At 66.2% G+C, this 16,098-nt stretch carries 15 protein-coding genes and 1 pseudogene; 8 read left to right on the forward strand and 8 right to left on the reverse strand.

The window, feature by feature from the left end; all coding sequences use genetic code 11:
* Nucleotides 1-168: 168 nt before the first annotated feature.
* Entirely contained in the window at nucleotides 169-1,065 is an 897-nt protein-coding gene (locus AC1D0P_RS09445; protein ID WP_477676497.1) for a LysR family transcriptional regulator, read from the reverse strand.
* A 170-nt stretch (nucleotides 1,066-1,235) separates the two neighbouring features.
* Here AC1D0P_RS09445 and AC1D0P_RS09450 point away from each other — a divergent pair, with 170 nt between their 5' ends.
* The 4 genes from AC1D0P_RS09450 (at nucleotide 1,236) to AC1D0P_RS09465 (ending at nucleotide 3,792) form a co-directional block, all read left to right on the forward strand.
* The gene (locus tag AC1D0P_RS09450; protein ID WP_477676498.1) at nucleotides 1,236-1,991 is read left to right on the forward strand and encodes a glucose 1-dehydrogenase; all 756 of its coding nucleotides are present in this window, start codon (nucleotides 1,236-1,238) and stop codon (nucleotides 1,989-1,991) included.
* Nucleotides 1,992-2,055: 64 nt separating this feature from the next.
* The gene (locus tag AC1D0P_RS09455) at nucleotides 2,056-2,955 is read left to right on the forward strand and encodes an SDR family oxidoreductase (RefSeq protein WP_477676499.1); all 900 of its coding nucleotides are present in this window, start codon (nucleotides 2,056-2,058) and stop codon (nucleotides 2,953-2,955) included.
* A 32-nt stretch (nucleotides 2,956-2,987) separates the two neighbouring features.
* A complete protein-coding gene (locus tag AC1D0P_RS09460) occupies nucleotides 2,988-3,329 on the forward strand; it encodes a DoxX family membrane protein (RefSeq protein ID WP_477676500.1) in 342 nt (113 codons plus the stop codon).
* 130 nt (nucleotides 3,330-3,459) lie between these two features.
* Nucleotides 3,460-3,792 (forward strand): helix-turn-helix domain-containing protein, encoded by a 333-nt coding sequence (locus AC1D0P_RS09465; RefSeq protein WP_477676501.1) that lies wholly within the window; start codon nucleotides 3,460-3,462, stop codon nucleotides 3,790-3,792.
* Between the two features lie 3 nt (nucleotides 3,793-3,795).
* Here the strand turns inward: AC1D0P_RS09465 and AC1D0P_RS09470 are convergent, their stop codons facing one another.
* On the reverse strand, nucleotides 3,796-4,650 hold the full coding sequence (locus AC1D0P_RS09470) for an AraC family transcriptional regulator (RefSeq protein ID WP_477676502.1): 855 nt from the start codon (nucleotides 4,648-4,650) through the stop codon (nucleotides 3,796-3,798).
* A gap of 183 nt (nucleotides 4,651-4,833) precedes the next feature.
* Between AC1D0P_RS09470 and AC1D0P_RS09475 the strand changes: the two genes are divergently transcribed.
* On the forward strand, nucleotides 4,834-5,388 hold the full coding sequence (locus tag AC1D0P_RS09475; protein WP_477676503.1) for a carboxymuconolactone decarboxylase family protein: 555 nt from the start codon (nucleotides 4,834-4,836) through the stop codon (nucleotides 5,386-5,388).
* A gap of 6 nt (nucleotides 5,389-5,394) precedes the next feature.
* On the opposite strand, the gene AC1D0P_RS09480 is transcribed toward AC1D0P_RS09475, so the two are convergent.
* A complete protein-coding gene (locus tag AC1D0P_RS09480) occupies nucleotides 5,395-6,324 on the reverse strand; it encodes a LysR family transcriptional regulator (RefSeq protein ID WP_477676504.1) in 930 nt (309 codons plus the stop codon).
* Nucleotides 6,325-6,469: 145 nt separating this feature from the next.
* Between AC1D0P_RS09480 and AC1D0P_RS09485 the strand changes: the two genes are divergently transcribed.
* Nucleotides 6,470-7,480 (forward strand): aldo/keto reductase, encoded by a 1,011-nt coding sequence (locus AC1D0P_RS09485; protein WP_477676505.1) that lies wholly within the window; start codon nucleotides 6,470-6,472, stop codon nucleotides 7,478-7,480.
* A gap of 18 nt (nucleotides 7,481-7,498) precedes the next feature.
* Here AC1D0P_RS09485 and AC1D0P_RS09490 read toward each other — a convergent pair whose 3' ends face one another.
* Nucleotides 7,499-8,695: a Fic family protein gene (locus tag AC1D0P_RS09490; protein WP_477676506.1), complete on the reverse strand. Its 1,197-nt coding sequence runs from the start codon at nucleotides 8,693-8,695 to the stop codon at nucleotides 7,499-7,501.
* A gap of 104 nt (nucleotides 8,696-8,799) precedes the next feature.
* Complete coding sequence (locus AC1D0P_RS09495; protein ID WP_477676507.1) at nucleotides 8,800-9,777, reverse strand: GlxA family transcriptional regulator; 978 nt, start codon at nucleotides 9,775-9,777, stop codon at nucleotides 8,800-8,802.
* Between the two features lie 124 nt (nucleotides 9,778-9,901).
* Between AC1D0P_RS09495 and AC1D0P_RS09500 the strand changes: the two genes are divergently transcribed.
* Nucleotides 9,902-10,900: an SLAC1 anion channel family protein gene (locus AC1D0P_RS09500; RefSeq protein WP_477676508.1), complete on the forward strand. Its 999-nt coding sequence runs from the start codon at nucleotides 9,902-9,904 to the stop codon at nucleotides 10,898-10,900.
* A gap of 7 nt (nucleotides 10,901-10,907) precedes the next feature.
* On the opposite strand, the gene AC1D0P_RS09505 is transcribed toward AC1D0P_RS09500, so the two are convergent.
* On the reverse strand, nucleotides 10,908-12,092 hold the full coding sequence (locus AC1D0P_RS09505) for an NAD(P)/FAD-dependent oxidoreductase (RefSeq protein WP_477676509.1): 1,185 nt from the start codon (nucleotides 12,090-12,092) through the stop codon (nucleotides 10,908-10,910).
* A 219-nt stretch (nucleotides 12,093-12,311) separates the two neighbouring features.
* Between AC1D0P_RS09505 and AC1D0P_RS09510 the strand changes: the two genes are divergently transcribed.
* Entirely contained in the window at nucleotides 12,312-12,815 is a 504-nt protein-coding gene (locus AC1D0P_RS09510; RefSeq protein WP_477676510.1) for a hypothetical protein, read from the forward strand.
* A gap of 122 nt (nucleotides 12,816-12,937) precedes the next feature.
* On the opposite strand, the gene AC1D0P_RS09515 is transcribed toward AC1D0P_RS09510, so the two are convergent.
* Entirely contained in the window at nucleotides 12,938-15,694 is a 2,757-nt protein-coding gene (locus AC1D0P_RS09515) for a polysaccharide deacetylase family protein (RefSeq protein WP_477676511.1), read from the reverse strand.
* A 176-nt stretch (nucleotides 15,695-15,870) separates the two neighbouring features.
* Nucleotides 15,871-16,098, reverse strand: a pseudogene (locus AC1D0P_RS09520) (LysR family transcriptional regulator); the annotation flags it as partial.

Genomic DNA, 16,098 nt, shown 5'->3' on the forward strand with positions numbered 1-16,098 from the left:
ACTCTGGGCCTCGCGCCTGCCCGCCGGCGGGCCGGCCACGCCCATGAGCTACACCGGCGCCGACGGCCGGCAGTACGTGCTCGTGGTTGCCGGCGGACACGGCTCGCTGGGGACGCGCGCAGGCGACTATGTGCGGGCCTACGCGCTGCCGCGCTAGTTGAACCGTTCTTATCCGGCCCGGCTCATCGTGTCGGCCACCCAATCCACAAACACCCGCACGCGCGGCGACAGCTGGCGGTGGTGCGGGTACAGCACCGACACCGGCATGGGTGCCGGCCGGAATTGCACCAGCACCTCCACCAGCGCGCCCGCTTCGAGTTGCGCGGCTAGGTGGTAGCGCGGCACCTGGATGAAACCCAGGTGCGCGGCGCAGCAGGCCTTGTAGGCGTCGGCGTCCGTGACCGCGACCGAGCCCTTGAGCTGCACCTGGCGCGGCGCGCCGTCCACGATGAAGTCAAAGGGCAGCGCCTTGCCGGTGCGGCTGGATAAAAAGTTCACCGCGCGGTGGCCGCGCAGCGCCTCCAGCGTGTCGGGTGTGCCGTGTTGGTCCAGGTACTCGCGGCTCGCGCAGGTCACCTGTTCAAGCAAGGCCACGCGCCGCCCCACCATGCTGGACTCGGCCAGTTCGCCAACACGCAGAACGCAGTCCACGCCCTCGCGCACCAGGTCCACCAGCCGGTCGCCCATGCCGATCTCCAGTTCGATGTCCGGGTAGCGCTCAAAGAACTGCCCAATCACCGGCAGCAAAAAATGCTTGGCCAGCGTGCCGTGCAAGTCCACGCGCAGCTTGCCGCGCGGCTTGCTGCCCGTGTTGACAAAGGCCGACTCGGCTTCCTCAAGATCCGTCAGCAGGCGCAGGCAGCGCTCGTAGTAGGCCGCGCCGTCCTGCGTGGGGCTCACATGCCRCGTGGTGCGCTGCAACAGCCGCACACCCAGGCGTTTTTCAAGCTGCTGCACTGCGTGCGTCACCGTGGCGCGCGGCAGGCCCAGGTCGTCGGCCGCCTTCGTAAAACTGCCCAGCTCGACGATGCGGGTAAAGAGCTGCATCGAATGAAAACGGTCCATAACGTGCGCTTCTATTGTTGGTGATTGTTGAACAGTGATGGCAAGTTTACGGTATTTATCGTATGTGGATTGAATAGAACAATAGCTTCACTGGCTCACCAAAAGCGCACAACACACTGAGCGCCGCAGGCAGTCAGAGCCCGCCCACTTTTAACCATCAGGAGTTTCAAATGACCGCTTCAAGCAACAACACCACCCAGGTTGCCATCGTCACCGGCGCCTCGCGCGGCATAGGCGCCGCCGTCGCACAGCGCCTCGCGCAAGAGGGCTACGCCGTCATCGTCAACTACGCCGGCCAGGCTGAAGAAGCCCAGGCCGTGGTGCAGTCCATCACCGCAACTGGCGGCAAGGCCGTCGCCGTGCAGGCCGATGTATCGAGTTCAGCTGCCGTGAAGCAGCTGTTTGACGAAAGCATCAAAGCCTTCGGCCGCGTCGACGTGCTGATCAACAACGCCGGCATCATGCCGCCCACGTTGCCGGCCCTGGCCGACACGGACGATGACACCTTTGACCGCCTCTTCGCCGTCAACGTCAAGGGCAGTTTCAACACCCTGCGTGAAGCCGCGGCGCGCCTGCAGCCCGGCGGCCGCATCGTCAACTTTTCGACCAGCGTGATCGGCCTGGCCCTGCCCGGTTACGCGGTTTACGGCGCGACCAAGAGCGCGGTCGAAACCTTCACGAACATCATGGCCAAGGAGCTGCGCGGCAAAAACACCCGCGTCAACGCCATCGCCCCCGGCCCCACGGCCACCGCACTGTTCCTGAACGGCAAGACGCCCGAGATGGTGGAACGTATGTCCAAGATGGCGCCGCTGGAACGCCTGGGTACGCCGGAGGACATCGCGAGTGCGGTGGCTTTCCTCGTGAGCGAGAACTCGGCCTGGGTGAATGGACAGACGCTCCGCGCGAATGGTGGCGTTGTCTAAGCGCACGCACTTTCACCGACACATCCACAACTTTTTCCAAACCCTCTTCAGAAAGCCACACACCATGAAATCCATCATCCTCGTCACCGGCGCTTCCACCAGCATAGGCCATCTCAGCGCCCGCGCCCTGGCCCAGGCCGGCCACACCGTGTATGCCAGCATGCGCGACGTCGAAGGCCGCAACGCGCCCAAGGTGCGCGAACTGCGCGACTGGAGTTTCGCCAAGGGCCTGGACCTGCGCGCCGTCGAACTCGACGTGCTCTCGCAGCCCTCGGCCGATGCCGCCGTGGCCCGCATCCTGGCCGAGCAGGGCCGGCTCGACGTGCTTGTGCACAACGCCGGCCACCTGGTGGTCGGCCCCAGCGAGGCCTACACACCCGAAGAAATCATCAAGGTGCTGGACACCAACTTCCTGGGCGCCCAGCGCGTGAACCGCGCCGCGCTGCCGGCCATGCGCCAGGCCGAAGCCGGCCTGCTGCTGTGGGTCAGCAGCAGCACGGTGCGCGGCGGTTTCCCGCCTTTCCTCGGCCCTTACGCCGCGGCGAAGGCCGCCATGGATTCGATGGCTGTCAGCATGTCCTATGAACTCGCCCGCTTCGGCATCGAAACCTCCATCGTCGTGCCCGGCGCCTTCACCAAAGGCACGGCCCACTTCCCCAGCGCCGGCAAGCCGGCCGACGCGGCCCTCGCCGGCGCCTATGCGCGTTATGACGGCGTGATGGACAAGGTCGGCGAACGCCTCTCGGCCCTGAGCCCGGCCGATGCCGACCCGCAGGCCGTGGCCGACGACATCACCCGCATCGTCGGCCTGCCCGCCGGCACACGGCCCTTCCGTTCGGTGACCGACTTCATCGACGACGGCGCCGCTGAAGTCACCGTGGTGGCTGAACGCGTGCGCGAAGAGTTCGCCCACCGCATCGGCATCGCCGACATGCTCAAGCCCGTGATGCGCCGCGCGGCCTGAGTGCTCGCCTCCACTTCATCAGAAAGCACACCATGAACCCCACCCTCGTCCTGCCCCTGGGCCGCACGCTGATGGCCCTGGCCTTCATGGGCCCTGGCGCGTCACACTTTCTTGACTCGGCAAAACAGCGCAACTACACGGCCGCCGCTGTGGGCGCCGTCGAAGTCGCCGCAGGTCTGGCGCTCGCCTTCGGCTGGCAAGTTCGTTGGCTGGCCCTGGCCGCTGCGGCCTTCCTGCTGGTCGACGCCCTGCTCGCCCATGACTTCTGGGCTGCCACGCCGCAGGAGTTGCGCAACCAGGTGCTGCATTTCTTCAAGAACCTTGCGCTGGCTGGCGGCTTTGTGCTGCTGGCCACATCGGCTGCCGCCAGATAGGCCGGTCCAGGCGTCACGACAGGCGCGCTGGCTACAGGTTAAGCCGATGCTTGTATGTAAATCAAAAAAGTATGAAAATACAGATAAATAATGAAATTAAGTCTGTAATTTAATACATTTTTGATTCCGTTTGGCCCGCAAAGACCCTCTCTCCGAACCCCTGGAAGTCACGCAATTTGTGACTGAAGTGGGGCAGCGCATCCGCCTGATGCGGCGCGCCCGGCGCCTGACCCAGACAGACCTTGCCATGCGGGCGGATGTGAGCCGCCTCACGGTGATCGCTGTGGAGGCGGGGGCCCTGTCCACCCGTTTTTCGGACGTCGCGCGCCTGCTTTGGGCGCTGGATGATCAAAGCCTGCAAGCCGCGCTGGCCAGCGCTGCGCAAGATGCTGCTTACCAGGATGCTGCGCGGGGTTTCGTGTTGGGCGGCAAGGCTCGCCGTGAAGTTCGCGCTGGCCGGTGAGTGCTACATCACCCCCTTCGCCCATTCCCGAGGCGAGACGCCCGTCTTCCGCACAAAGAGGCGCGACAGCGCCGATGCATTCGCGTAACCGAGCTGCGCGGCAATCGCCTTGAGGGACTGGCCGCCACGCAGCTCGGCCTGTGCGATCGCCAGCCGCCAGCAGGCCAGGTAGTCCGCCGGCGTTTGCCCGACCTTCTGCCTGAACAGCAGCGCGAAGGCGCTGCGCGACATGCCGGCCGATTGCGCCAGGCGTTCCAGGCTCCAGGCCTCGCCGGGGTTTTCATGCACGGCGGACAAGGCTCGCGCCAGGCGCGGCTCGGCAAGGCCCGCCAGCAGGCCTTCGGGCAGGCCGCCCTCTTGTGGGTTGTCCAGTAGCCAGCGCAGCAATTGCAGCAACAACACCTCGAACAGCCTGTCGGCCAGCAGGCGCCGGCCGCAGCGCACCTGTTCGGTCTCGGCAAACAGCAAGGCCAGCGTGTGCTCCAGCCCCTGCACGCGCGCGAGCGGCAACACCACCAGTGCCGGCAAGGCGCGCGCCAGCGGGTGGCCGGCGCCGCCGTCAAAGGCCAGCGTCGCGCAGGTGAAGTCGGCGCCCTCCACCGGCGCGTTGTGGAAGTCGTGCGCCAGCGGCCGCGGGTAAAACACCAGGCTGGGCTCGCTGACCTCCACCCGCTGCGGCGCGCCGCTTCCGGTGCGGTGCGTCACCACCATGGTCCCGCGCCGCATCACATGCAAAAACCCCAGCCCGGCCTCAGGCGTGAAATGCGTGACGCCGCATAGCGGCCCGTTGTGAAACATATGGGCGCGCACACGAAAGCGGTCCATCAGGGCGGAAAGCCGGTCCAGTCCTTCGGTCATGGGCGTGTCTCTCTGAGTGGCGAGCATGGGTGAGTGATTTGTACGATAAGGATGATTATGTGGACGAATTCATCCAAAGCGTCCTGATTGTCGCGCGAAACTGCTCCCTGTGCAGCGACAGGCCTTAAGGCCGCCGCCGCGCGAGATGTTTCCCTTCAACCCCGACTTTTCAAGGACTCCACCATGTCACGCATTCCATTGATAGACCGTAGCGCCAGTTCCACCACCGCCGACCGCAAGGCCCTGCTCGACCAGGTGAACCAGGCCTTTGGCGCCACGCCCAATATGTTCAAGGCCGTCGCCAATTCGCCCGCTGCGCTCAAAAGCATGTGGGGCTCGTTTGGTGCGCTGGGCGGCGGCGTCATCGACGCCAAACTCGGCGAGCAGATTGCCGTCGCCGTCGCCGACCGCAATGCCTGCGAATACTGCCTGGCCGCCCACACCGCGCTGGGTCGCAAAGCCGGCGTCAGCGCCGAAGGCATGGCCGCCGCGCAGCGCGGCGAGTCCACCGACCCGGCCACGGCGGCGGCGCTCACCTTTGCGCTCAAGCTGGTGAACGGGCGCGGCAATATTTCCGAGGCCGACGTGCAGGCGGTGCGCCAGGCGGGCTTCAGCGACGAACAGGTCGTGGAGATCCTCGCGCACGTGGCGCTCAACCTCTTCACCAACTACGTCAACGTGGCATTTGCCGTGCCTGTCGATTTCGCGCCCGTCAAGCTGAGCCGCGCCGCGGCCTGACAGCGTTCACGGGTAGAGTCCGGCCCCGGCTGCGAACTCCGCCTTGAACACCTCGGCCACCCAGTCGGCGAAGGCGCGCACCTTGGCCGTCAGGTGGCGGTTGCGCGGGTAGAGCACCATCATGGGCAGGTCCTCAGGCTGCCAGTCGGGCAGCACGCGCACCAGGTCGCCGCTGGCCAGCAGCGCGCAGGTGCGGCGCGTGAGCGGCGGCTGCGACAGGCCCAGGCCGGCCAGCACCGCGCCCATGTGGCTGTCGGCATCGTTGCAGCTGACCCAGTGCGGGCGGTGGACCTGCCGCGCGTCACCGCCTCTGGAAAATTCAAACGGAAACACCTTGCCGGTTTTCGCGGAATGGAAGTTCACGAAGCGGTGCTGTTCCAGGTCTTCCAGCGTTTGCGGCGTGCCGTACTTCGCGAGGTAAGAGGGCGCGGCGCAGGTCACCACGCGTAGCCGGCCCAGCGGCCGCGCCACCAGGGTCTCGTCGTGCACCAGGCCGCCACGTATCACGCAGTCCACGCCCTCGGCCACCAGGTCCACCGGCCTGTCGGTGCTGCCCAGCTCCAGCACCATGTCCGGATAGCGCCTGAAAAACTCCGGCAGCGCCGGTGAGATCACATGCCGGCCCACGGCGGCCGGCACGTCCACGCGCAGCCGCCCGGCCGGCGTGGCCACCGCGCGGCGCAGCGTGCCCTCGAGCTCGCCCATGTCCTGCAGCATGGCCAGCGCGCGCTGGTGATACAGCGCGCCGTCGTCCGTCAGGCTGAGCCGGCGTGTCGTGCGGTTCAGCAGGCGCACGCCCAGGTGGGCTTCCAGCTCCTGCACCGTCGTGGTCACACGCGCCTTGGGCATGTGCAGGGCCGTGGCCGCCGCGGTAAAGCTGCCCAGCTCCACCACGCGGTTAAACACTTCCATCGCTTTGTAGCGGTCAACACTCATGGCATATGCCTTTTCGCCTTATTTATTCTTGAAATCGATAACAGTTATTTTGAATTGCGGCAGTTTATTCTTTTATTCGATGCCAATACAGTCCTTCTACCCGCTCACACAAACACTGACTCCGAATTCACCGAAAGGCTCCCCAATGACCCGCAACATCCTCTCCTCCACCCGCCTGGGCTTCAGCGGCCCGCAATCCGTCTCGGCCATCGGCCTGGGCGCCATGGGCATGTCCGGCATGTACGGCGCCAGTGACGAGGCGCAAAGCATCGCAACCATCCACGCCGCGCTCGACGCCGGCGTCAACCTGATAGACACCGGCGACTTCTACGGCATGGGCCACAACGAGATGCTGATAGGCCGCGCACTCAAGGGCCGGCGCGACGAAGCGCTGGTCTCCGTCAAGTTCGGCGCGCTGCGCGACCCGAGTGCCGGCTGGATCGGCATGGACGGCCGGCCCGCCGCCGTCAAAAACTTTTTGGCCTACAGCCTGCAGCGCCTGGGCACCGACCACATCGACATCTACCGCATCGCGCGGCTGGACCCGAACGTGCCCATCGAAGACACCATAGGCGCCATCGCCGACATGGTCAAAGCCGGTTTTGTGCGCCACATCGGCCTCAGCGAAGTCGGCATCGAGACCATCCAGAAAGCCCACGCCGTGCACCCGATCACCGACCTGCAGATCGAATACTCGCTGCTCAGCCGCGGGCCCGAGGCCGACATCTTTCCCGTGCTCAAGCGCCTGGGCATAGGCGTCACGGCCTACGGCGTGCTCTCGCGTGGCCTGCTGTCGGGCTCCAAGCCCACGGGTCCCGGCGACTTCCGCGCCCACCTGCCGCGCTTCACCGGCGACAACGCCGTCAAGAACCAGCAGCTCGCGGGCGTGTTGCAGCAGCTCGCCACCGGCCTGGGCGCCAGCGCCTCGCAGGTGGCCATTGCCTGGGTGCTCGCGCGCGGCAAGGCCCTGGGCCTGGACATGGTCGCACTGGCCGGCTCGCGCACGCTGAAACAGCTCGATGAATCACTGGGTGCGCTCAAGCTCGCGTTCAGCAGTGACGACCTCAAGCGCATTGAAGCCGCACTGCCTGTCGATGCCGTGGCCGGCACGCGCTATGGGGCTGAGCAGATGGCGCATCTGGACAGCGAGAAGTAAGAGCGGCTCTAGACGCGGTCAGGCCGGCGCGTTGCCCGTGGCGTTCCAACCTTCCACATTGACGGCGTAGCGCGTTGCCTTGCCAACGCCCGTCACCGTGAGCAAGCCGTGCTGCAGCAACTCCGTGAGGTCGCGGCTTGCCGTCGCTGTGGAGGTGCCGGTGATCTTGCTGTATTTGTCGGTCGTCATGCCGCCCAGGAAGCCGCCATCGCCGGCCTCCAGCAGGCGAGCCAATACCTTGCTCTGCCGTTCATTCAGGGAAAAGCCGGAGGCGCGCAGGCGGAACGCCGTTTTTTGCAGCGCCTGTGTCACCACCGCTTGCGACCTGAGGCAGCAGGCCGTGAAGGCGTGCACAAACCATTGAACCCAGGGCGTGGCGTCCAGGCTGCCCCGCTGTGCCTGGTTCAACGCGTCGTAGTAGGCCGTTCTTGACTCGAACATCTGCCGCGAGAGCCCGAATAGACGCGCCGATGAGCCGATGTCCTGGGCGATCGCCATGTCCACGATCGCCCGGCCGACCCGGCCGTTGCCGTCTTCAAACGGGTGTATCGACTCGAACCACAGGTGCGCGATGGCGGCGCGTGCGATGCCGTTGATGGAAGGGGCGGCCGGCTGGGCCGCCGTGCGCTGCGCGGGGCGCGTGTCTTCAAACCAGGCCAGAAACAGCTGCATCTGCGCCCCTACGTCGCTGGATGCTGGCGCGATGTAGTGCACCTTCTCCCGGCCCAGCGGGCCGCTGACGATTTGCATCTCGTCCGCATGGTCGCGGTAGCGCCCCACGGCAACCCTGCGCAAGCCCGATGTGCCGCCGGGGAACAGGGCCGACTGCCAGCGGCACAAGCGGTCTTCATCCAGCACGGATTGATAGCCGTCCGTCGCGTCCTGCATCAGCTCGATCAGCCCTTCCACATGGCGGTCCTGCGTGGGGAGGTCCGCCAGTCCCAGCCGCCGGCACACGGAAGACCGCACCGCGTCCAGGTTCAGTTTTTCACCTTCAATGGCCGCCGTGGCCATGGCCTCCTGAACCCACAATTCACCGGTGATCGCCTGCGCCTCCGCCAAGCCTATGGCCTGCATCTGCCCGAGTAGCCGGCCTTGCTCCAGGCGCGCCAGGTTCAGGTCATGCTCAAGCGCGCTGGCGTCAAACACCAGCGCCGGCCAGCCCGGCTGTTGCCACACATAGGCTGGCTTGGGAAATGAGGTTTGGGACGGCATGATGCGTATTTTAGCAAATACGCATCAAAAAATGAGGCGTATTTCCTCAAATACGCCTCATCGCGGCCTTTTCCCCACACGCAAACTGACAACCGGCCACCTGTTCAAGCCGCCCCCAACCCCGCAAAGCGCCTGCGGTAATCCTTGGGGCTCACGCCCAGGCGCCGCGCGAAGGCGCGCCGGAAGCCGTCCACATTGGCATAGCCCAGCGAATCGGCCAGTTTTTTGATCGGCACTTCCGAGGCTTCCACCTGGCGCCTCGCTTCGTCGATGCGCGCCGCCTCCACAAAGGCCGCGGGCGTCACACCGGTGGCCGCGCGGAACACGCGCGCGAAATTGCGCTCGCTCATCGCGGCGCGCCGGCACAGCGCCGGCACCGAGAGGTCCGCGCCCAGGTGCGCCAGCACATAGTCCTGGATCTCGCGCACCACCGACTTGTCCGCCGTTTGCGCCGCCAGGTGCGCGCTGAACTGCGACTGCCCGCCCGGGCGTTTGAGGAACATCACCATCTTGCGCGCCACCTTCAGCGCGATGTCGCGCCCGTGGTCTTCCTCCACCAGATGCAGCGCCAGGTCCATGCCTGCCGTCACGCCGGCCGAGGTGTAGGTGTTGCCGTCCCTCACGTAAATCGCGTCGGCCTCCACCCGCAACGCGGGAAAGCAGGCGGCCAGCCGCTCGGTCGAATTCCAGTGCGTGGCCACGCGCTTGCCGTCCAGCAGGCCCGCTTCCGCCAGCAAAAAAGCGCCGGTGCAGACCGATCCCAGGCGCCGCACCGAGCGTGCCTGCCGCTGCAGCCAGGCGCTGGTTTCCGCCTTGCCGGCCAGTTCTTCGGGTAGCGGGCTGCCGGCCACCAGCAGGGTGTCGATACGGCCGCGGTGATTGTGGATGGTGCTGTCCACCACCATGCGCATGCCGTTGCTGCCCTTGAGCTCGCCGGCCTGCGTGCCGATCAGTTGCAGCCGGTAGGCGCGCGGATTGCCCAGCTGCTGCGCGGCCTCGGCGAAAACGTCGGCCGGCCCGATCACGTCCAGCAGCTGGACACGCGGGACGGCGAGTATGCAAACCTGGCAGGTGGCGGACATGGGGGCCTCTTTGGCGGGATCGGCTGCTTTTGCGGCCTCGCAAAAAACCAGCATAGCCGAAAATAGCGTACACGACAAATTCAGCCAACTTTGCAGACCCCACTGCAAACCCCCCAAGGCCTCGATGAACACGACCACCGCCTCCACCGCAAGCTCCCCGGCTTTTCCCGCAGGCGCCTATTCCATACGCCAGCTGCCCATCAACCTCTACGGCGCCGTCATGGGCCTGGCCGGCATGGCACTGGCCTGGCGGCTCGCCGTGCCGGCCTTCGGCGCGCCCGCTGCCGTCGGCGAAGCCATGGGCTTCTTCGCGCTGGCCGTCTTCGTCGCGCACTCGGCCGGCTACCTCGCCAAGCTCGCGCTGCACCGCGATGCCGTGCGCCGCGAATTCACCGACCCGGTCTCGGGTAACTTCTTCGGCCAGTTCGCGATTTCCCTGCTGCTGCTGTCCTCGGTGCTCATGCCCTACGGCCAGGCTTTCGCGCAAGCTTTGTGGACGGCCGGCCTGGTGGTGACCTCTGCGCTGGGCCTGCTGACCGGCAGCCGCCTGCTGCAGGGCAGACTGGCCGCCGCCCACATGCTGCCGGTGTGGATCATCCCCGGCGTCGGCGTGCTCGACATCGGCGTCACCGGCGGCCACATGCCCATGGCCTGGGCCGGTGAAATCAACCTGCTGGCCATGGCCGTCGGTGCCATGGTCGCGCTGGTGCTGTGGACGCTCATCATCCACCGCCTGGCCCACGGTGAACCGCTGCCGCTGGGCATGCGGCCTTCATTGATGATTTTGATGGCGCCCTTTGCCGTCGGCTTCCTGGCCTGGGTCAATGTCTTCGGCCAGGTCGACCGCTTCGCCGGTGCGCTGTTTTACTTCGCGCTGTTTGTCTTCGTGGTGGTTTCGCCCAAGGTGTTCCGGCGCGACGTGCCCTTCTCGCCCGGCTGGTGGGCCGTCAGCTTCCCCATGGCCGCGCTGGCCAGCGCCGCCATCGTCTATTCAGAGGCGCGCGGCGGTGCGGTGCTGCATGGGCTGGCCGGTCTGCTGCTGGCGGTGCTGACGCTGGCGCTGGTCGTGCTCACGGTGCGCACCCTGTACTGGGTGTTCAACGGCAAGCTGTTCGCCACTTAAGCAAAGCCTAGATGACGTTCTTCTCAACCAGGGTCTCGCCCCGCAGCAGCCGCTGCGCCGACAGCGGCGACAAATCCAGGCTGGTGTAAGCCCCATCGCAGATCCACTCCGCGATACCGCGCCCTACGGCCGGCGACTGCTGCAGGCCGTGGCCGCTGAAGCCGTTGGCCAGCAGCAGATTCGGCAAGGCCGGGTGCKGGCCCAGCAGCGCGTTCTGGTCGTACGTGTTGTATTCGTAATAGCCGGCCCAGGCGCGCTGCAGGCGCAGCGCCTCAAAACCCGGCACGCGATGCGCGAGTGTCAGCCAGGCCTGGTCGAAGAGCTCATGGTCCACCTCGAGCGGTGCGTCGTTGTCGTCGCTGCCCTCGGCGGGCGACAGGCCGCAGATCCAGATCTCGCCTTCGGGCCGGAACCACAGGCCGCTGGTGTCAATCACCAGCGGGCAATCGGGTGTCTTCGCAGGGCTGGCGAACGCATACACACAGCGCCTGYGCCCATAGACCGGCAAGTCCAGGCCCGTGCCCGCCAGCAGCGGCCGTGCCCAGGCGCCCGCCGCATTCACCGCCCAGTCGCAGGGCAGTTGTGCGCCACCTTGCAGGTTCACCGCGTTCACGCGGCCCGCGTGGTGCACAAAGCCCGTGGCTTCGGCCTTCAGGTACTTCACACCGAGGCTGCGCGCTTTCTGCTTGAAGGCCATCAGCAGGCCGTAGCCGTCAAACCAGCCTTCACCGCTGAGGCCCAAAGAGCCCAGCGCGAGGTCGTCCACGTTCAGCCACGGAAAGCGTTGCCGCAATGCATCGGGTTCAAGCAGTGCCACCTCCACGCCGAGCGCGCGCTGCGTCGCATGGTTCTCGCGCAAGGTAGCCGCACCGGCCTCCGTCGCCAGGTACAGATAGCCGCGCTCGGCCAGGCCGATCCCGGGCACCTCGCCGTCCACAGCCAGGTGCTGCTTGATGTTGCGAAGGAATTCAATGCCGAACTGCGAGACCGCGATGTTCACCGGCTGCGAGAACTGCTGGCGAATCGAACTCGCCGACAGCGCCGACGAAGCTTGCGCATAAGTCGGGTCGCGCTCCAGCACCGTGATCTCGCCGGCAAAACGCGGATGGCTCGCGAGGAAATACGCGATCGCGCTGCCCATCACGCCGCCGCCCGCGATCACGATTTTTTGTGAAGGTGTTGTGCTGCTCATGTCGTTCAATCTTGTCCTGCGTTCCCGATGCGCCTCATCCTACATGCGGCGCAGCTTGCCCGCGCATTTGTCGCCGTACAGCGACAAAACATGTAAAGCGTGGGCCGCAAATGCAAGCTTGTGTGTGCCGGGTCAACAGCGCCGCGTGCAGGCCGTTGAACACGAGGCTACCGTGACAACAACGGTCCAAGCTTCAATCCATCCTGAAAGGACTTTCTCATGAACAAACTGCTCGCCACCCTGATCGCCACCCTGTTCGTCGGCATCGCTTCCGCGCAAACCGCGACGCCCGCCACGCCCGCCACGCCGGCTACCCCGGCCACGCCGGCTGCCAAGGCGGAAGCCAAGGCCGACAAGTCCGTCGCCGCCGCCGCGAAGAGCGAAGCCAAGGTCGATGCCAAGGCCGACGCCAAAGTTGAAAAGGCCGAAGCCAAAGCCGCTGAGAAAAGCAGCAAGGCCGATGCCAAGGCCGCCAAGGTGAAAGCCAAGGCTGAAGCCAAAGCCGCCAAGGCAGACCCCGAAGACAAAACCAAGGCCGAAGCCAAAGCCGAAAAAGCCGGCGTCAAGGCCGACACCAAGGCCGCTTCCACCAAGGTTGACGCCAACGCCAAGGTCGATTCCCTGAAGGTCAAGACCGAGGCCGACAAGGCCAATGCCAAGCTCGACACCAGCGCCGCCAAGGGCGAAGCCAAGGCCGACGTGAAAGCCGCCGGCAGCAAGTAATTGCCGTTGCGCAAGATGGGCCGCTGATCATTGATCAGCGAGCCCAACAAAAAAAAGGGGGCAGGTTTATCACCTGCCCCCTTTACTTTTTGCGCTTCGAATCCTGCGCCGGTTTGCGTTCCTCAGCTCTTCTCAATCTGCTGCTTCGCGTGGGCCGCGCCCGGCCCCGTGGGCGCCAGCTCCAGGTAGGCGCCGAAGGCCTTCTTCGCCTTCTCGCCGTCACCGGCCTTCGCATGGGCATCGCCCAGGTTCAGGTAGGCGACCGCGCGCGAGGGGTCCATCTTCACGGTGTTCTCAAACCAGCGCGCCGCTTCCTTGAACTTGTCCTGCTTGAAGTAGACGAAGCCCAGGTTGTTCGCGGCCAGCGCGAAGTCGGGACGCAGCTTCAGCGCCTCGGTGAACTGCGCTTCGGCTTCAGCATAGCGTTTTTCCTTGTAGAGCTGCAGGCCGCGGTCGTTGGCGCGCTGCGCCAGCTGGCGCGCCGAACTCGGCACGGCCAGCGGCGTGACGATCTTCTGCTCGCCGCCCTGCAAGTCTTTCACCATCACCGTGGCCGATGCCGGCAAGGCGAGAGGGCTGTCGCCCGTGGTGGTGGGCGCGGCGGCAACCGCCGGCGGCCGTGTCGCGTCCAGCTTGCTGTTCAGCGCGATCGCGTCCAGCGGAAGCTGGCTGGTCTGCGCGCTCAGGAACTCCGCTTCCGCCGGCAGCGCGAACACAAAGTCGCCGCCTTCCGAACCCGGCAAGCTGCCGAAGGCCGGCGTCTGCCGCGACACCGCGGCCACTGCCGGCGCCACATAGGCGGCCAGCTCGGTCGCGGTGATCAGGCCGTCGCCGTTGAGGTCGGCCTTGCCCGTCAGCGCCTGCAGCAGCGTCCAGGTGAACACCGAATGCCCGTTGGGCCCGCCGTCGGCCACCAGCTGGTCGGCGCCGCCCGCCGTCAGCATCTGCCGGCCCAGGCGCTTGGCGTTGTCGCGCAGGAAGTTGCCCGAGCCCGCACCGCGCGTCAGCCCCAGGCCGCTGTAGCAGGCATCCATCACGAAGAGCACGTGCTTGGCCGTCAGGCTCTCGGCGATGTTCTGCAGCTCCGTCATCGGCACCGCGTCGGTCGCGAGCTTGTTCGGGTCTGAATCGGCCGGAATGATGTAGCCCAGGTCGCGGCCCGAGCTGAGCTGGCGCGTCGCGCCGTGGCCCGCGAAGAACACAAACAGCCGGTCGTTCTTTTTCATGCCGCTGCGCGCCAGCTTGTCGTTGAATGCCCCCAGGATGCCGGCGCGCGTCGCCTCGCGGTTCTCCAGCGACAGCACGTGGTCCGCGCTGAAGCCGAAGCGCTGCACCAGCGCCTCGCGGATCGCCCGCGCGTCGCGCACCGCGTACTGCAGCTTGGGCCAGTTCGCATAGTCGTCGATGCCGATCACGATGGCCCATGAATCGCTGTAGCCCGGGTTGGCCGCCACTGGCGCGGGCATGGCCGTGTTGTTATTGCCGCCCTTGGCCACGCTGAAGCCGTTGCCGTCCCAGCCCGCGAACTGATAGCCCTCGGCCGACAGCCGGTCCAGGATCGCCGGCAGCGCTTTCACCGTGCGCTCATGGATGTCGTGGAACAGGATGATGCCGCGGCCTTCCTTGTCCACCGTGCGCAGCACGCGCTCCACGATGGAGCTCGGCACCGGGTCGGCCCAGTCCAGCGAATCGATGTTCCACATCACCGAACGCAGCTGCGCGCCCGACAGCAGGTCCAGGCCCTCGTCGTTGCGCGCGCCGTAGGGAAAGCGGAACAGCGGCGAACGCCGCGCGTCCACAGCCTTCAGCAGCTCGTCGGTGCCCATCACCTCCGACTTCAGGCCCTCGCCCTTGAGTTTGGACAGCTGCGCATGCGTCATGCTGTGGTTGGCCAGCGTGTGGCCCGCCTCCAGCAGCTTGCGGCTCACATCGGCGCGCGGGCCCAGTTTGGTCTTGCCGTCGGCCGCCACCGTGCCCAGGTTGCTGCCCACCTGGAAGAAGATGCCCGGCGCGCCGTACTGCTTGAGGATGGCCGCGATCTCCGCCGTGTACACGCCGTGCGGGCCGTCGTCGAAGGTCAGCACGATGGTCTTGGGCGGCAGGCTGTAGCCGAACACCTCGCCCTCTTCCTCACCCTTGGCCTTGCGCGTGGGCGCCTTAGGGGCGGGGTAGGGCATCACCACGCCGAAGTCCTTCAGGATCTGCGCGCGCGTGTACAGCTTCTTGAGGCTGGCCACATAGTCTTCCCAGCGCTCGCGCTTGAGTTCAATCGCGCGCGGCTCAAAGCGGCCGAACACCAGGCGGATTTCTTTCTCGTAGTTGCGCTCGATTTCCTGCAGCGCGTCCAGGTCTTCGCCGATGCGCTTGTGCAGCTTGATGGCCGGCAGCGAGGAATCCGCCGCCACCGCCGCCTGCAGGCTGCGCAGCAGTTCGCGAAACGCCAGGCGGTCCGCGTCGAACAGGTTCTTGTCGCTCTCGATGTAGTCCAGCAGGCCGGCCACCGCATCAAAACGCTGCGCGTTGCCCGAGGCCGCCAGCGCCGCCATCTGCGCCTCCAGCGCGGCCACGCGCTCGCGGTTCTCATGGAACAGGCCCTGGCCCACCTGGTTGGCCATGGCGCGCTCGTTCACACCCAAGGCTTTTTCGTCGGCGAACAGCACGATGATCTTGCGGTAGCCGGCCAGCAGCTCCTGCATGCCCGTCAGCAGTTTGCTTGTGTCCAGCGGCTCGGCGGTCGCCACCGCCACCGCGGCAACTGCCGCTTTGTCCTGCTTGCCGCGCCAGGCCCGGCTGTCCAGGCCGATGACGACGGCCGTCCCCACGGCCAGCAGCAGTACAGTCCCCGTGGCCGCCAGGACCAGTTTTGTTTTTGGTGTCATGGTGTTGTTGTTATGGCAAGCCCGGCCGCGCCGGGTATTGGTTCATCGCCCTCCGGCGCGCCCCAGGCCCTGCCTGTGGCGGCGCACCCCCTGTGCGGTGGATCATAGCTTTGCGCCGTGGGTGGGCTGCAGGCGCTTTGATTCAACTCCCTCTCCCGCTGGCGGAAGGAGCAAGGCTACAGGGACTTCGCCAGCGACTCYATCAACGCCCTGAGCCACATCTGGGCCGGGTGCGTGTCGCTGCGCCTGTGCCAGAGGAGGTCGAACCGCACTTCCGGCAGCGCGACCGGCGGTGGAAACAGCACCAGCATGCGCCGCGCCGGTGAATGCAGGGCCACGCGTTTCATCACCGTGGCCGTCATCCGGGTCTGGGCCACCACCGCCGGCACGGCAAACATCTGCGG

Source organism: Polaromonas sp. P1_G2, from assembly GCF_056405515.1.

Excerpts from the sequence above, each read along its gene's own strand:
- AC1D0P_RS09450 (WP_477676498.1), top strand. The coding sequence starts at position 1,236 with ATGACCGCTTCAAGCAACAACACCACCCAGGTTGCCATCGTCACCGGC.
- AC1D0P_RS09455 (WP_477676499.1), top strand. The coding sequence starts at position 2,056 with ATGAAATCCATCATCCTCGTCACCGGCGCTTCCACCAGCATAGGCCAT.
- AC1D0P_RS09460 (WP_477676500.1), top strand. The coding sequence starts at position 2,988 with ATGAACCCCACCCTCGTCCTGCCCCTGGGCCGCACGCTGATGGCCCTG.
- AC1D0P_RS09470 (WP_477676502.1), bottom strand. The coding sequence starts at position 4,650 with ATGACCGAAGGACTGGACCGGCTTTCCGCCCTGATGGACCGCTTTCGT.
- AC1D0P_RS09475 (WP_477676503.1), top strand. The coding sequence starts at position 4,834 with ATGTCACGCATTCCATTGATAGACCGTAGCGCCAGTTCCACCACCGCC.
- AC1D0P_RS09480 (WP_477676504.1), bottom strand. The coding sequence starts at position 6,324 with ATGAGTGTTGACCGCTACAAAGCGATGGAAGTGTTTAACCGCGTGGTG.
- AC1D0P_RS09485 (WP_477676505.1), top strand. The coding sequence starts at position 6,470 with ATGACCCGCAACATCCTCTCCTCCACCCGCCTGGGCTTCAGCGGCCCG.
- AC1D0P_RS09490 (WP_477676506.1), bottom strand. The coding sequence starts at position 8,695 with ATGCCGTCCCAAACCTCATTTCCCAAGCCAGCCTATGTGTGGCAACAG.
- AC1D0P_RS09495 (WP_477676507.1), bottom strand. The coding sequence starts at position 9,777 with ATGTCCGCCACCTGCCAGGTTTGCATACTCGCCGTCCCGCGTGTCCAG.
- AC1D0P_RS09500 (WP_477676508.1), top strand. The coding sequence starts at position 9,902 with ATGAACACGACCACCGCCTCCACCGCAAGCTCCCCGGCTTTTCCCGCA.
- AC1D0P_RS09510 (WP_477676510.1), top strand. The coding sequence starts at position 12,312 with ATGAACAAACTGCTCGCCACCCTGATCGCCACCCTGTTCGTCGGCATC.
- AC1D0P_RS09515 (WP_477676511.1), bottom strand. The coding sequence starts at position 15,694 with ATGACACCAAAAACAAAACTGGTCCTGGCGGCCACGGGGACTGTACTG.